13 protein-coding genes are annotated in these 14,326 nt (G+C 64.0%); 8 read left to right on the forward strand and 5 right to left on the reverse strand.

All coding sequences use genetic code 11. The annotated features are described in order from the left end of the window. Positions 1–65 precede the first annotated feature (65 nt). Positions 66–1,109: an aminopeptidase gene (locus VIE67_RS01040; RefSeq protein WP_332022398.1), complete on the reverse strand. Its 1,044-nt coding sequence runs from the start codon at positions 1,107–1,109 to the stop codon at positions 66–68. Positions 1,110–1,188: 79 nt separating this feature from the next. On the opposite strand from VIE67_RS01040, the gene puuE reads away from it, so the two are divergent. The 4 genes from puuE to hrpB all read left to right on the forward strand — a co-directional run bounded on the left by puuE (position 1,189) and on the right by hrpB (position 8,175). Beyond that, positions 1,189–2,151 carry an allantoinase PuuE gene (gene puuE / locus VIE67_RS01045; RefSeq protein ID WP_332022400.1) on the forward strand — a complete coding sequence of 321 codons (963 nt, stop codon included), beginning with the start codon at positions 1,189–1,191 and terminating at the stop codon, positions 2,149–2,151. 113 nt (positions 2,152–2,264) lie between these two features. Next, the gene (gene uraD / locus VIE67_RS01050) at positions 2,265–4,001 is read left to right on the forward strand and encodes a 2-oxo-4-hydroxy-4-carboxy-5-ureidoimidazoline decarboxylase (RefSeq protein WP_332022402.1); all 1,737 of its coding nucleotides are present in this window, start codon (positions 2,265–2,267) and stop codon (positions 3,999–4,001) included. Between the two features lie 109 nt (positions 4,002–4,110). Continuing rightward, positions 4,111–5,373: a M20/M25/M40 family metallo-hydrolase gene (locus VIE67_RS01055; protein WP_332022403.1), complete on the forward strand. Its 1,263-nt coding sequence runs from the start codon at positions 4,111–4,113 to the stop codon at positions 5,371–5,373. Between the two features lie 132 nt (positions 5,374–5,505). Continuing rightward, positions 5,506–8,175, forward strand: a complete 2,670-nt coding sequence (gene hrpB, locus VIE67_RS01060; RefSeq protein WP_332022405.1) for an ATP-dependent helicase HrpB — start codon at positions 5,506–5,508, stop codon at positions 8,173–8,175. Positions 8,176–8,184: 9 nt separating this feature from the next. On the opposite strand, the gene VIE67_RS01065 is transcribed toward hrpB, so the two are convergent. Beyond that, positions 8,185–9,588, reverse strand: a complete 1,404-nt coding sequence (locus VIE67_RS01065) for a coniferyl aldehyde dehydrogenase (RefSeq protein ID WP_332022407.1) — start codon at positions 9,586–9,588, stop codon at positions 8,185–8,187. 101 nt (positions 9,589–9,689) lie between these two features. Between VIE67_RS01065 and VIE67_RS01070 the strand changes: the two genes are divergently transcribed. Then, the gene (locus VIE67_RS01070; RefSeq protein ID WP_332022409.1) at positions 9,690–10,235 is read left to right on the forward strand and encodes a gamma carbonic anhydrase family protein; all 546 of its coding nucleotides are present in this window, start codon (positions 9,690–9,692) and stop codon (positions 10,233–10,235) included. On the opposite strand, the gene VIE67_RS01075 is transcribed toward VIE67_RS01070, so the two are convergent. From VIE67_RS01075 to hemB, 3 genes are all read right to left on the reverse strand, one after another. Continuing rightward, positions 10,232–10,489: a YkgJ family cysteine cluster protein gene (locus VIE67_RS01075; RefSeq protein ID WP_332022411.1), complete on the reverse strand. Its 258-nt coding sequence runs from the start codon at positions 10,487–10,489 to the stop codon at positions 10,232–10,234. The genes VIE67_RS01070 and VIE67_RS01075 overlap by 4 nt on opposite strands. Before the next feature lie 5 nt (positions 10,490–10,494). Then, positions 10,495–11,334, reverse strand: a complete 840-nt coding sequence (aroE, locus tag VIE67_RS01080; RefSeq protein ID WP_332022413.1) for a shikimate dehydrogenase — start codon at positions 11,332–11,334, stop codon at positions 10,495–10,497. 119 nt (positions 11,335–11,453) lie between these two features. Next, on the reverse strand, positions 11,454–12,443 hold the full coding sequence (gene hemB / locus VIE67_RS01085) for a porphobilinogen synthase (RefSeq protein WP_332022415.1): 990 nt from the start codon (positions 12,441–12,443) through the stop codon (positions 11,454–11,456). A gap of 437 nt (positions 12,444–12,880) precedes the next feature. On the opposite strand from hemB, the gene VIE67_RS01090 reads away from it, so the two are divergent. From VIE67_RS01090 to VIE67_RS01100, 3 genes are all read left to right on the forward strand, one after another. Then, complete coding sequence (locus tag VIE67_RS01090; RefSeq protein WP_332022417.1) at positions 12,881–13,273, forward strand: SPFH domain-containing protein; 393 nt, start codon at positions 12,881–12,883, stop codon at positions 13,271–13,273. Positions 13,274–13,361: 88 nt separating this feature from the next. Beyond that, on the forward strand, positions 13,362–14,072 hold the full coding sequence (gene rsmG, locus VIE67_RS01095) for a 16S rRNA (guanine(527)-N(7))-methyltransferase RsmG (RefSeq protein WP_332022419.1): 711 nt from the start codon (positions 13,362–13,364) through the stop codon (positions 14,070–14,072). Continuing rightward, a partial coding sequence (locus VIE67_RS01100) for a ParA family protein (RefSeq protein ID WP_332022421.1) occupies positions 14,069–14,326 on the forward strand: 258 nt, incomplete at its 3' end. The genes rsmG and VIE67_RS01100, both read left to right, overlap by 4 nt.

Raw genomic sequence — 14,326 nt, forward strand, 5'->3', positions numbered from 1 at the left:
CACTCGCGTTTCGGGTCGACTAGGGCCGGCGCTCAAACGGCAAAACATCAACATCGATGCGCTCGCTACTTCAAAGCCTTCATCTCAGCACCGCGCCGTGCTGGGGTGAGCTTCGCTAACGCGCGCACGCGCGCATAGAACGCTGGCCACTGCGAATCGCTCTGCGCGAACAATGCGGCAAACGCTGGAACCCACCGATCGTAAAGTCCGAATGGCAGCAGCCAAGCGTTGTTGAGCGACGCGGCGACGAAGTCGTCATGCGCGTGGTCGTTGGGTGAGCGCGCATCGCGCCACTGCCGGTAGCGCGCGCGGAAGTCCTCGAACTCACCTTGCTTGCCGGCTTCCATCGCTGCCTTGTCGCCGCCACTTGCATAAAGCTGGCGCAGGCGTTCGCGCAGATCGAGCACGAGTTTGACGAACTCGTCGTCGCTGCGCTGACGTTGCTCGTCGGCAGATGACAATCCGCGCGATGCGCGCCATTCACGCAGGCCCTGCTGTTGCACGAAGCTGGCGAAGGATTCGTTGAACGCCGTGTCGTCCTTGACGTAGATCAGCTGGTGCGCGAGTTCGTGGAAGATCGTGCCGGCGAGTTCGTCGTCGTCCCAGCGCAGCATGCTCGACAAGATCGGGTCGGCGAACCAGCCCAGAGTCGAGTACGCGGCGACGCCGCCGACAAAGACATCATCTCCCCTGGCTTGCAGGCGGGCGGCTTCGGCCTTCGCCCTGGTCTCGTCAAAATAGCCGCGATACGGCACGCAGCCGGCAATCGGAAAACAGTGCAGCACGGGTTCGACCGAATAGCGCGGCGCAGCGAACACGTTCCACACCACGTAGGGTCGATGCAGATCGACATAGCTCGTGTAGCTGCGGTTGTCGGGCAGATCGAGATGCTGCGAGGCGAAGCGTCTCGCATCGCGCGCAAGAGCGAGGCGCGCGGCGAGTTGGGTGTCGGTGTCCGGCGCGGCAATGATCTGGTCGAGCGGACGGCGTTCGCGGACAAGCTGGGCTTGGCCATGCGTCACGTGGGCCAGGTAGCGCACGTCGGCGCAGGCAGAGATGAGGATGCTCAGCACGGTGAGCAGCGTTGAGCGGTACCAGGGGGCGGGCACGAGTGGAAGACGGGCGAGTGGAAGACATGCCGGCATTGTGACGTATGATTGTGGGAGATCAGAACAAGAAAAGTCCACGATGCCTTCCACGCCAACCGGGCAGTCCGTCTATCCCCGCGACCTTGTCGGCTACGGCCGCGCCGCGCCGCATCCGCGCTGGCCGAATGGCGCGCGCATCGCGTTGCAGTTCGTGCTCAATCACGAGGAAGGCGCGGAGAATTGCGTGCTGCATGGCGACGCGGCCTCGGAAACGTTTCTGTCCGAGATCATCGGCGCGCAAGCCTTCAAGGCGCGCCATATGAGCATGGAGTCGCTGTACGAATACGGCTCGCGTGCAGGTCTGTGGCGCGTGCTGCGTGCATTCGAGACGCGCAAGCTGCCGCTGACGATCTTTGCGGTGGCGATGGCCTTGCAGCGCCATCCCGAAGCGCTCGCTGCGTACAAGGATCTCGGTCACGAAATCGCCAGTCACGGCCTGCGCTGGATCAGCTATCAGGACGTCGGCGTCGCGACCGAACGTGCGCACATCGCCGAGGCGACACGAATCCTGACCGAACTCTGCGGACAGGCACCGCTCGGTTGGTACACGGGCCGCGACAGCCCGAATACGCGCCGTCTCGTCGCCGAGCAGGGCGGTTATCTCTACGACGCAGATTCGTATGCCGATGACCTACCATATTGGACGTCCGTTGAAATTCAGCGCGATGGCGCCACACAGACGGTGGCGCGCCTGATCGTGCCGTACACGCTCGACAGCAACGATATGCGCTTCGCAGCCGCGCAGGGCTTCAACTCCAGCACGCAGTTCTTCGACTATTTGAAAGACGCGTTTGATGTGCTCTATCGCGAAGGCGATCCGAACGGACTCGATGCGCCGAAGATGCTGTCGATCGGCCTGCACGCGCGCATCGTCGGTCGGCCCGGACGCATGGCTGCGCTCGATCGTTTCCTCGATTACGTGCAATCGCACGACAAGGTATGGATTTGCCGGCGTGTCGATATCGCGCGGCATTGGATCGCGACGCATCCGTTCGTCGACTAAGCGGAGAACGGTTGGCCGCAAAGAGCGCAAAGTACGCAAAATGGCAAGTGCCAATCCCACTTTACTTTGCGTCTTTTGCGCTCTTTGCGGCCAATGACTTTCGGACGGGAATGATGATTTCATTGCAACAATTGAATGCGATGCCCGCGGTGCAATTCGTCGTGGCGCTGGGCGGTATTTTCGAGCACTCGCCATGGGTCGCCGAGCGCGCCGCGCCGCGGCGTCCGTTCGACTCGCGCCTCGCGCTGCTCGCGGCGATGACGGATGTCGTCGAGCACGCGACTGCCGCCGAACAGATGGGGTTGATCCGCGCGCATCCCGAGCTCGCCGGACGCGCGGCCGTGCGCAAGGAACTGACCGCCGACTCGACGCGCGAACAGCACGGCGCGGGCCTCGACGCGTGCACGCCGGAGGAGTTTGCGCAGCTACAGGAGCTCAACCGCCGCTACAACGAGAAGTTCGGCTTTCCTTTCATCCTCGCGGTGCGCGGCTACGATCGCGCAGGCATCATCGGCGCGTTCGCGGCGCGCGTGAACAACACGGTCGACGACGAACGCCGTGTCGCGCTCGCGCAGATCGGTCGCATCGCATTCTTCCGCATCAACGAGACCGTCGACGTGCCGCTCGGCGCCCAGATCATGGCAATGCACGAGGGTCTTGCCAAACATAGCGACGAGCGCGATGCGCTGACGTGCACCTACCTGCGGCCTGCGCATATTGCGACCGCGCAGCAGATCCGCGACTTCATGCTTGCTGCCAGCCTCGACGTCGAGATCGACGCGATCGGAAATGTCATTGGCCGCTGGCGCTGCGGCGACGCGCACGCGAAGACCCTGATCACGGGCTCGCACTACGACACCGTGATCGACGGCGGCAAGTACGATGGCCGCCTCGGCATCCTCTTGCCGATCGCAGTCGCGCAGCACTTGCGCCAGACGGGGGCGACGTTGCACTGCGATTTGGAGATCGTCGCGTTCGCCGAGGAAGAAGGCGTGCGCTTCAAATCGACGTTTCTCGGCAGCAGCGCGATTGCGGGCAGTTTCGACTTTTCTGTGCTCGACAATCTCGACGGCGACGGCATCAGCATGCGCGACGCGATGCGCGTCGCCGGGCATGATCCCGCGCGCATCGGCGAAATCGCGCGCGACCCGAAGAAACTCGCCGGCTATGTCGAAGTGCATATCGAACAGGGACCGGTGCTACTCGACGCAGGCCGCGCGCTCGGCATCGTCACGGCCATCGCCGGCAGCGTGCGCAGTGTGGTGACGATTGTGGGTCTCGCCGGACACTCCGGTACGGTGCCGATGGGACTGCGCCGCGACGCGGCCGCCGCCGCCGCGGAAATCGTACTCGCGGTGGAGAAGCATTGCTCGACCGCACCTGGTCTGGTTGGCACGGTCGGCAAACTCGACGTGCCGCACGGCGCGATCAATGTGATTCCCGGGCGCTGTGAATTGTCGATCGATATCCGCGCAGGTGATGATCGCGTGCGCGATGCGGCGGTGACTAGGGTAATGACAGAGATCGAGCAAATCGCCTCGCGGCGCAAGGCGAAGATCGACGTGCAGCGCGTGCTGCAGGCTGCTGGCGCGCCGTGTGCGCCGGCGTTGCAGCAGCAATTCGCCGATGCGATCACGCGCGTGGGTGGTGACGCTTCGCCGCTGCATCTGCCGAGCGGCGCCGGGCACGACGCGATGAAGATGGCCACGGTCACGCCGATCGGCATGCTGTTCGTGCGCTGCGGCAACGGCGGCATCAGTCACAATCCCGCTGAAACGATGACCACCGCCGATGCGGATATCGCTGCGCGCGTCTTCGCCGATTTTCTATTGCACTTCAAGAGCAGTTAGCCGCAAAGGGCGCAAAAGACGCAAAATTAGAGAAATATCTTTTCTCCTTTGCGTACTTTGCGCTCTTTGCGGCCAAACCATCTTTTTCTGGCTCCAAGACAACTTCCCAATGACCCAGACAAACTCAGAATTCATCAGCGTCTTCGTCGATCGCCGTTTCGCCGAGGAGTGCGGTTTTCTCGCTGAACTTGTCAAGGTGCCCAGCGACAATCCGCCCGGCGATTGCATCGCGCACGCACGGCGCGCGCAGCAATTGATCGAAGCGCTCGGTCTCGACGTCGAAGCGCATCCGATAGCCGGGGAACTGGTGCGCGCCAACGGCATGATCTCCGCGACCAACCTGATCGTGCGCCAGAGTTTCGGCAGCGGCGGCCCGACCATCGCGCTCAATGCACACGGCGACGTCGTGCCACCGGGCGCTGGCTGGACACATGATCCTTATGGCGCCGAAGTGGCAACCGTTAGTGAACACGGGCCGGCGATGTTCGGTCGCGGCGTCGCGGTGAGCAAGTCGGATTTCGCCACGTATACTTTTTCACTTCTGGCCCTGCGCGAACTCGTCGCATCCGGAGTAAAGCTCAATGGTGCGATTGAACTGCATTTGACCTACGACGAGGAAGCTGGCGGCGAAATCGGTCCGGGCTGGATCGTCAGGCAGGGATTGACCAAAGCCGACTACGCTCTGAGCGCGGGCTTTTCCTACGCGGTGACCACCGCGCACAACGGCTGCCTGCATCTGGAAGTGATCGTGCACGGCAAGCAGGGCCATGCTGCGATGCCCGAGCGTGGCGTCGATGCGCTCGCCGCTGCGACGCAGATCCTGACCGCGATCTACGTCTCGCGCGAGGCGCTCAAGTCGCGCCTGTCGAAGACGCCGGGCATCACCCATCCGACTCTCAATGTCGGCCTGATCGAAGGCGGTATCAATACCAATGTCGTGCCGGATCGCGTGAGCTTCCGCGTCGACCGGCGCATGATCCCTGAAGAGTCGCCGGCTACCGCCGAAGCCGAATTGCGCGCACTGATCGAAGCCGCAGCGGCGAAAATTCCGGGAATCACGATCGAGATCCGCCGCATCATGCTGTCGCTGCCGCTGGTAAAACTGCCCGGCGCGGAACGATTGACCGAGGCGCTGCAAAAGCGCGGCAAGCAGTTTTTTGGCGTCGACATCATCGAGCATGGCGTGCCTTTGTATACCGATGCGCGCCACTACACCGCAGCGGGCATCCCGACCGTGCTCTATGGCGCCGGTCCGCGCACACTGGCTGAGGCCAATGGGCATGGAGCCGACGAAAACTTGCGTCTGGAAGATTTGCGTCGTGCGACCAAGACGGTGGCTGCGGCGATGGCGGATTTGTTGGGTGCGGGTTGACAGCGGTACGTCAAGCCTGAGTCCCGTCATTCCGGCGAAGGCCGGAATCCAGAGCCTCTGCTTGTGATCGTCGCAATAGAAGAGCAAAAGTCGCTGGATTCCGGCCTTCGCCGGAATGACAAGCAATAGCTAATGGCACAAAACTTAGTTTTCCCGATTGTGGAAATCTTGCCCAAGGTGCTTGCCCAGCTGGCTGAGCATCCGCGCCTCGTCCTCGAAGCGCCGCCCGGAGCAGGCAAGACTACCCAGGTTCCATTGGCGTTGCTCGATGCGCCATGGCTCGAAGGCCGCAAGATTCTGGTGCTCGAACCGCGCCGTATCGCTGCGCGCGCCGCGGCGGAGTTCATGTCGGCGCAGTTGGGCGAAAAAGTCGGTGACACGGTCGGCTATCGCATCCGTTTCGAGGCGAAAGTGTCGGCGCGCACGCGCGTAGAGGTCGTCACCGAAGGCATTCTCACTCGCCTGATCCAGAGCGACTCCGAACTTGCCGGGGTCGGCGCGATCCTGTTCGACGAATTCCACGAACGTCACCTTGCCGGTGATCTCGGTGCCGCGCTGGCGCTCGATGTGCAGGCCTCGCTGCGTCCCGATCTGCGTCTGCTGATCATGTCGGCGACGCTCGATGGCGAACGCGTCGCGCGCTGGTTCGATGCGCCGCGTTTGACCAGCGCCGGGCGCAGTTTTCCGGTACGCATTGAATATCCGCCGGTGAAGGCGAAAGAAGACTGGCCGTTTCATCTGCGCCGCGTCGTGGAAAAGGCATTGGGCGAAACCGAAGGCGATATGCTGGTGTTTCTGCCGGGGCGGCGCGAGATCGAGCGCGCGCGCAGCACTCTTGAACCCCTCTCCCACCGGGAGAGGGGCAGGGGTGAGGGTCCGGAGGACATGCGCGGCCCGCACCACACCGAACCCTCATGCCCCGAGGGCACTTCCTTCGGGGCGTCCGGCCCTTCGGGCCACCTTCTCCCGATGGGAGAAGGAAGAGCGGACATCGAACTCGTTTCTTTGCACGGCGAGCTTTCTCTTGCCGAGCAGCACGCCGCGCTCGCGCCAGCGCGCGCAGGCATGCGACGCATTGTGCTCGCGACCAATGTCGCCGAATCGAGCGTAACCTTGCCGGGTATTCGCGCGGTCATCGATACCGGCCTTGCGCGCGAACCGCGTTTCGATCCGAACTCCGGATTTACCCGGCTCGAAACGGTCAATATCTCGCAGGCCTCGGCCGATCAGCGCGCGGGCCGCGCGGGGCGCGTCGCCGCAGGCGTCGCCTACCGGCTGTGGCCGCAAAGCCAACGCCTCGAACCTTCGCGCCGCGCAGAAATTGCGCAAGTCGAATTGAGCGCGCTCGCGCTGGAACTCGCCGTTTGGGGCGCCGGGAACTTGCGTTGGCTCGATGCGCCGCCTGCGGGTGCGCTCGCAAGCGCGCGCGAACTGCTGATCCTGCTTGGTGCGCTCGACGATCAGGGCCGACCGACGGAATTGGGTCGCGCACTGCTCGCGACGGGCGCGCATCCGCGTCTCGCCGCCGCGGCATTGCGCGCAGACAAAACGCAGCGCTCGCTTGCCTGCGATCTGATCGCGTTGATCGAGGCGCGCAGTCCGCTGCGTGGTGAAGCTGGACGCAGCGACGACTTCCGCCAGCGTCATGCCGCTTTGCTTGCGTATCGACGCGATGGTGCGCGCGGCGCGCGCGAAAACAGTGCCGATCCCGCGGGACTTTCGACGATCGACCAGGCCACGGCGGGCTGGCGGCGGCGTTTTGGTGTGCACGAGACACCCCACGGTCGCCACCATCCCCACACAAGCGCTCTCCTTGAAGGGGAGGGCTTGACCGCGATCGGCGATCTGCTCGTGCACGCCTTTCCTGATCGCGTCGCCAAGCAGGATGCGAATAATCCGCGCCGCTACAGCCTGAGCAATGGGCGCGGTGCTACCTTGCATCAAAATACACTTTTATACGGCGAGCCCTGGTTGATCGCGCTCGATCTGCGTTTCGAGGAACGCGACAGCCTGATTCTCGCCGCGGCGCCGTTCGACGCCGATCTGCTCGAACGCGATTTCGCCGCGCGCTGCGTGCGCGAACGTGTCGTGCGCTGGAATCGCGACACGCGCGCGGTCGAGGCGTTTGAGGAGCGGCGTTTCACCGCGCTCGTGCTTGAACGCCGCACTGCGCCGGCGAAACCTGAAGACGCGTTGCCCGCCTTGCTCGCCGCCGTGCGCGAGGCGGGCCTCGACAGTTTGCCGTGGAGCGATCATGCGCAAGCGCTGCGCGCACGTGTCGCATTCTTGCGCGAAGCCTGCCCTGAGTTGGAACTACCTGACTTGTCCGATCCTGCGCTGTTAGCTTCCCTTGACGATTGGCTGGCGCCTGCGCTGGCTGGCAAGACGCGGCTCGATTCGCTGTCCGCGCAATCGTTAAGCGAAGTGCTCGCGACCCGGATCGAGTACGCGCAACGTCGCGCGCTCGACGAACACGCACCCGAATCGCTGCGCGTGCCGAGCGGCAACGAGCGCCCATTGCATTACGAATTCGGCAAACCGCCCGTGCTTGCGGTCAAGTTGCAGGAATTGTTCGGCCTTGCCGACACGCCGCGCATCGCCAAGGGCCGCGTCGGCGTCACCCTGCATCTGCTCTCGCCCGCGCAGCGACCGATCCAGGTCACCCAGGACCTGCGTGGCTTCTGGGAGCGCACGTATCCCGAAGTGAAGAAGGAGTTGAAGGGGCGCTACCCTCGACATCCTTGGCCAGATGATCCGTGGACCGCTGCTCCAACCGCGCGCGCGAAGCCACGTCCGCGCTGACTGCGCTGATCAGCGCGTCAGGAACTTCACCAGAAAATCCGCGATCCTGCGATACGGCGGGCGCATGAACTTCATGCTCGAAAAGCGCGCTTGGTACAACACCGGTTTCTGCTTGCTGAAAGTCAGAAATCCCTCGTGGCCGTGATAGTGGCCCATGCCCGACGGGCCGATGCCGCCGAACGGCAGCTTGCTTTGCACGAATTGCAGCACGGTGTCGTTGACCGCGGCGCCGCCGGCGATCGTGCGTTCGAGTACGCGCTCGGTGCGCGCGCTGTCGTTGTCGAAATGATAGAGCGCGAGCGGCCGTGGCCGTGCATTGATGTAGTCGATCGCCGCATCGACGGACTCGACGGCAACAAGCGGCAGGATTGGGCCGAAAATTTCTTCCTGCATCACCGCAAGTTTATCGTCAGCGCCGATCACCAGGGTCGGTGCAAACACGCGCTTTGCCGCGTCGCCCGCCGCGAGCTCGATTACTTCGGCGCCGGCTGCACATGCTTCATCGACATAGCCGGCGAGGCGCTGGTACTGGCCTTCGTTGACGATGCTCGAATAGTCGGCATTCGCGGCGAGATCGACGTAACGCTGTGAAATATACTTTTTCATTTCCGCTGCGAATGGTGCAATCGACGTCTGCGGCAGCAACACGTAGTCGGGTGCGATGCAGGTTTGGCCCGCGTTGAGAAATTTGCCCGCGGCGATACGGCCGACCGCAGTCGCGATCGGATAGCCGGGCGCAATGATCACCGGCGACTTGCCGCCAAGTTCGAGCGTAACCGGAGTGAGGTTCTGCGCCGCTGCGGCCATCACCTTGCGTCCGACCGCGGTCGAGCCGGTGAAGAACAGATGATCGAACGGCAGCGCGGCGAACGCGGCCGCGACTTCGGGACCGCCGAGTACGCTGGCGACGCGCTCGGCCGGGAATACCTCATCGAGCAGGGCCTTGAGCAGATCGGACGTTCGCGGCGTGTGCTCGGATGGTTTGAGCATCACGTGATTGCCCGCGGCAATCGCCGCGGCGAGTGGTATCAGCGCGAGATTCACCGGATAGTTCCACGGCGCGATGATGCCGACCACGCCGACCGGCTGATAACGCACCTCGGTGCGCGCCGGCCAGAACAGCCAGTCGGCCAGCGCGCGCTTGCTGCGCATCCAGCCGCGCAGGCGTCCACGGATGAAGTCGATATCGTGCAACACGGTCATGCCGTCGCTGAGCAACGACTCGTGCCGCGAGCGGCGACCGAAGTCGGCGCTCATCGCGGCGGCGAAATCCTCGATGCGTGCCTTGAACGCGGCGCGCAGGCGCGCGAGGTCGTCCATGCGCTGGCGGTAGTCGGGCGTCGACCTCTGTTGCGCCGTGCGCAGGCGAGTGAGCGTGGCGTGCAAATCTTGCGCGGTAACGGGCATATCCATGGTTGTCTCGGGCACTGCTGCGGTATGTCGCCAGTCTAGCGCTGGTGGCGCAGGCAGTCACAACGCAATAATGCGCGTTGACGCCGAAACCCGGGACACCCATGCAGAATATTCGCCCCTATCGCGGCCAGATGCCGCGCCTCGGTGAAAATGTATACATCGATCCGGCTGCTGTTGCGGTCGGCGATGTCGAACTCGGCGAGGATGCGTCGCTCTGGCCGTTCGTCGTCGCGCGCGGCGACGTGAATTTCATCCGTATCGGCGCGCGCACGAATATCCAGGATGGCAGCGTGCTGCATGTCACCCACGACGGACCGTACACCCCGGGCGGCTTTCCGCTCGTGATCGGCGCCGACGTCACCGTCGGCCATGGCGCGATCCTGCATGCGTGCACGCTCGAAGACGCCTGCCTGATCGGCATGCACGCAACCGTGCTCGACGGCGCGCGCGTGAGCCGGCACGCGATGGTCGGTGCGGGTGCGCTGGTGACGCCCGGAAAAATCGTCGGCGAAGGCGAGTTGTGGCTCGGCAATCCGGCGCGCTGCGTGCGCAAGCTCAGCACGGCGCAGATCGAGCAGTTGTATTACTCGGCGCAGCATTATGTGCGCTTGAAAAACGAGTATCTCGACGCTGCACGCACCAGCTAGCCCGGTGAGCTGGCGATTTCCCAGGCGGCGAGTACCCGCATCGCCTCATCGCGATTCGCCCCGCACATCGCGGCTTCGGGTCGAAGATTACGGCACACGGCGGGGCGCTCGGGTCTGCCGAACAGCAGGCAGCGATTGCTCGCGTCCAATTGTATACAACGCATGCCCGCGGGCTTGCCGTTCGGCATGCCGGGAATCGCGGAGGAGATCGACGGCGCGATGCAGCAGGCGCCACAGCCGCTGCGGCAGTCCATCGTCGTCAGTCCGACGCCAGCAACGGCAGTTCGCTGCGTAGTTCGGCGTAGACAGGGTCGGTCTGCGGGCGCACGCCATGCCAGATCTGAAACGACTCCGCGGCCTGTTCGATCAGCATGCCGAGGCCGTCGAGCGCCCGCCCGGCGCGTGCGGCGCGTGCCCAGGCGAGAAAACCGAACGCGGCGGTGCCGTAGGACAGGTCGTAGCACAGCGCGCGCGGCGCGACGATATTGAACGGCAGCGCGAGTTTTTCGCGCGCGATGCCGGCCGAGGTGGCGTTGACGACAAGGCTGAAGTTGCCGCAGTTCGCCAGATCGGCCCAGTAGCGCGTGCGCACGCGTGCCGGATTGCCGATCGAGTCCATCAATGCGTCGGCGCGCTCGGGGCTGCGATTGACGATGACCAGTTCGCCGATGCCGGCATCGAGCAACGCATGTGCGGCTGCGCGCGCGGCGCCGCCCGCACCGAGCAGCAGGCTGCGGCGTTCGCGCAGATCGAGCTGGTGGCGTTCGGTCAGATCGCGCGTGAGGCCGGTGCCGTCGGTGTTGTCGCCGCGCCAGCTGCCGTCGTCACGCCACGACAGGGTGTTGACCGCGCCGGCGCGGCGCGCGAAGTCGGACAGTTCCGCGCTCAGCGCGAATGCGTCCTGCTTGAGTGGCAGGGTGATGTTCGCGCCACGGCCGCCGTCGGCGGCGAATTTGGCAAGGCTTGCGGCCAGCGCCCCGGGCGGCGCGTCGATTGCCGCATAGTTTAAAGGTATACCGGATTGCAGGCCGAACAATGCGTGGATACGCGGCGACAGCGAATGCGCGATCGGGTGGCCGAAGACAGCATAGTCTGACATGTCGGGAGGACCGTTATAGGCGAGCAAAAGTATTTGGCCGCAAAGAGCGCAAAGGACGCAAAACAAGAATTTGCTCAGCTTTCCTTCGCGTCTTTTGCGCTCTTTGCGGCCAACCGTCCCTATTCCTTGAGCCAACGCGCCGCATCGAGCGCGAAGTAGGTCAGTATCGCATCCGCGCCGGCGCGCTTGATGCAGGTCAACGCTTCGAGCACCGCGGCTTTTTCATCCAGCCAGCCGTTCAATGCCGCGGCCTTGAGCATCGCGTATTCGCCCGACACCTGATAGACGAAGGTCGGCGCGCCGAAGCGGTCCTTCACCCGGCGCACGACGTCCAGATACGGCAGGCCCGGTTTGACCATGACCGCGTCGGCGCCTTCGGCCAGATCGAGTTCGATTTCGCGCAGTGCCTCGTCGCTGTTGCCGACGTCCATCTGGTAGGTGTGCTTGTCGCCCTTGCCGAGGTTTGCTGCCGAGCCGACCGCGTCGCGGAACGGGCCGTAGAAGCTCGACGCGTACTTGGCCGAGTAGGCGAGGATGCGCGTATGCATATGGCCGGCGCTTTCGAGCGCGCTGCGGATCGCGCCGATACGGCCGTCCATCATGTCCGATGGGGCGACGAAGTCGAAGCCGGCTTCGGCCTGGGCGAGCGCTTGTTTGATCAAGGCGGCGATCGTCGGTTCGTTCATCACGTAACCGGTTTCGTCGATCAGACCATCCTGGCCGTGCGTGGTGTAGGGATCGAGCGCAACATCGCCGATCAAGCCGAGTTCGGGAAAGCGCGCCTTCAGCGCACGCGCCGCGCGCTGGAAAAGTCCTTGCGGATTCCAGGCTTCGCTCGCGTCCAGCGTTTTCACTGCAGCCGGTGGCGACGGAAACAGCGCCAGCGCGGGGATCCCCAGCTGCACGCACTCGGCCGCGAGTTTGAGCACTTCGTCGATCGACAGGCGCGCGACGCCGGGCATCGACGCGACCGGCTCGCGTTGGCCTTCGCCTTCGATCACGAACGCGACCATGATGAGGTCGCTGGGCAGTAGGGTGTGCTCGCGCATGAGTGCGCGCGAAAACGCATCGCGGCGCATGCGACGCAAGCGGGTGGCGGGGTAGGGCATGCAACGAACTCCTGATAGTCGGCTCACACGATAATCCATGCCGGCCGCATTGCGAAACCCGCGACGCGGGTCCTTGGCGATCGGAAACGGTGATGCCAACGCTGGGCAAAGCCTGTTGTCCGGGCGAACCATGACGACTCGGCGACATCAATTTCGAGACCTTCGTCGCGCGTGATCGAGCCGCTAAGGTAATTCGGCGCGTTGTTTGCTTATTACTTTGGGTGTGGGGGAGAAAAGCGCGGTTTGAGTATTCAGCGCCTATTCCGTGGCCGACGGGCATACTCCACAAAATGCAAGCATATTCATTGTGCTACGTTTTTTTGCTAGAATCCAAATTATCAGCTTCACATAACCTCTTGGAAGAGGGAATAAAAGTGCTAACCCCGATGCTTGTGATGGCGCTGCTATGCGCCGCTGCCGTTCTTTTCGTTGCCTCCGTGAAGCGCATTCCGGAAGGCCATGCCTATACCCTGCGCCGAATCGGCGGTCATATGCGCACGCTCGGCGCCGGCACGCATCTGGTACTGCCCGTGGTCGAACGCGTCGCGCACAGAATCCGTTTGCTCGGCAACGTCGTGGATGTCGGTGACATTGCGGCGCCCGGTCAGAATGTGACGTTGCACGGCCAGGTTTACTACCAGGTGCTCGACGCGCAGCGCGCCGATGCGATCATCGACGAGGTTGGCCCGCGCGTGTGCGAGCGCCTGCCCGAGCTGATCGCGAGTGCGCCCTCGCAGGACGCCGACGCGCGCAATCTGCATCTGAAAACCGAACTCAACCGCAGCCTGCGCGAACGCGGCCTGCTGGTCACGCGCGTACAGTTGATCTGAAGTCCGCCGGCGCGCTGGATTTTCGCCGCGCGCACAAAGATACTGACGGCCCTTGAGCGGCGCGCCCTGCGCCGCGGGACCTCAGCGCATGCATTCCGCCACACCACTCACCGATCGCGCCGCGCTTTACGCGCAGCTGCGCGCGGGTGCGAGCGAGCTCGGTCTGGCGCTGTCGGTCGAGGCAAGCGAGCATCTGCTTGATTACGTCGAGCTGCTCGCGCGCTGGAACGCAACCTACAACCTCACCGCCGTGCGTGTGCCTGCGGGCATGGTCACGCGCCATCTGCTCGACTCGCTTGCGCTTGCGCCGCATGTGCGCGGCGCAACGCTGGTCGATCTGGGCACTGGCGCCGGCCTGCCCGGCATTCCGCTGGCGATCTTCGATGAAGAACGCGCAGTCACCCTGGTCGACAGCAACGGCAAGAAGACGCGCTTCCTGCGCGAGGCCGTGCGCGCGCTGCGCCTGCGCAATGTGCGCATCGTGCAGGCGCGCGCGGAAGACGTCGTGGGCACATTCGATTGTGTGGTCGCACGCGCTTTCGCCTCGATCGCGGAATTGCTCGCGGTCGGTGGCCATCTGCTCGCGCGCGACGGCGTGTGTCTGGCAATGAAGGGCTTGGTGAAATTCGAGGAAATCACCGCGCTGCCGCCGGGATTCGAGGTCGCCGAGGTGTTGCCACTCAGCGTGCCGGGCCTGGGTGCGGCGCGGCATGTCGTAATTATTCGTGCGATCATCCCCGATCGCGAAGATCAAGAAGCGGCCATCCATGGCCGCACTTCTCACCAAAAGCGGACATGACGCGCATCATCGCAGTGGTCAACCAGAAGGGCGGCGTGGGCAAGACCACGACGGCGGTGAACCTCGCCGCGGCGCTGGCCGAGGCGAGGCGCCGCGTGCTGCTCGTCGATCTAGATCCGCAGGGCAACGCGACGATGGCGTCGGGTATCGACAAGCGTACGGCGCGTCCCACCGGTTGCGAAGTGCTGCTCGACGAGGCGCCCATCGAAACCACGATCGTGCCGACCCAGGCCGGTTTCGATCTGTTACCCGGC

This window comes from Rudaea sp. (assembly GCF_036560865.1).
Classification (GTDB): domain Bacteria; phylum Pseudomonadota; class Gammaproteobacteria; order Xanthomonadales; family Rhodanobacteraceae; genus Rudaea.

Bases quoted from the DNA above. Each gene is read 5' to 3' on its own strand.
- VIE67_RS01055 (WP_332022403.1), top strand. From the start codon at position 4,111: ATGACCCAGACAAACTCAGAATTCATCAGCGTCTTCGTCGATCGCCGT.
- VIE67_RS01065 (WP_332022407.1), bottom strand. From the start codon at position 9,588: ATGGATATGCCCGTTACCGCGCAAGATTTGCACGCCACGCTCACTCGC.
- rsmG (WP_332022419.1), top strand. From the start codon at position 13,362: ATGCATTCCGCCACACCACTCACCGATCGCGCCGCGCTTTACGCGCAG.
- uraD (WP_332022402.1), top strand. From the start codon at position 2,265: ATGATTTCATTGCAACAATTGAATGCGATGCCCGCGGTGCAATTCGTC.
- VIE67_RS01070 (WP_332022409.1), top strand. From the start codon at position 9,690: ATGCAGAATATTCGCCCCTATCGCGGCCAGATGCCGCGCCTCGGTGAA.
- puuE (WP_332022400.1), top strand. From the start codon at position 1,189: ATGCCTTCCACGCCAACCGGGCAGTCCGTCTATCCCCGCGACCTTGTC.
- hemB (WP_332022415.1), bottom strand. From the start codon at position 12,443: ATGCCCTACCCCGCCACCCGCTTGCGTCGCATGCGCCGCGATGCGTTT.
- VIE67_RS01075 (WP_332022411.1), bottom strand. From the start codon at position 10,489: ATGGACTGCCGCAGCGGCTGTGGCGCCTGCTGCATCGCGCCGTCGATC.
- aroE (WP_332022413.1), bottom strand. From the start codon at position 11,334: ATGTCAGACTATGCTGTCTTCGGCCACCCGATCGCGCATTCGCTGTCG.
- hrpB (WP_332022405.1), top strand. From the start codon at position 5,506: ATGGCACAAAACTTAGTTTTCCCGATTGTGGAAATCTTGCCCAAGGTG.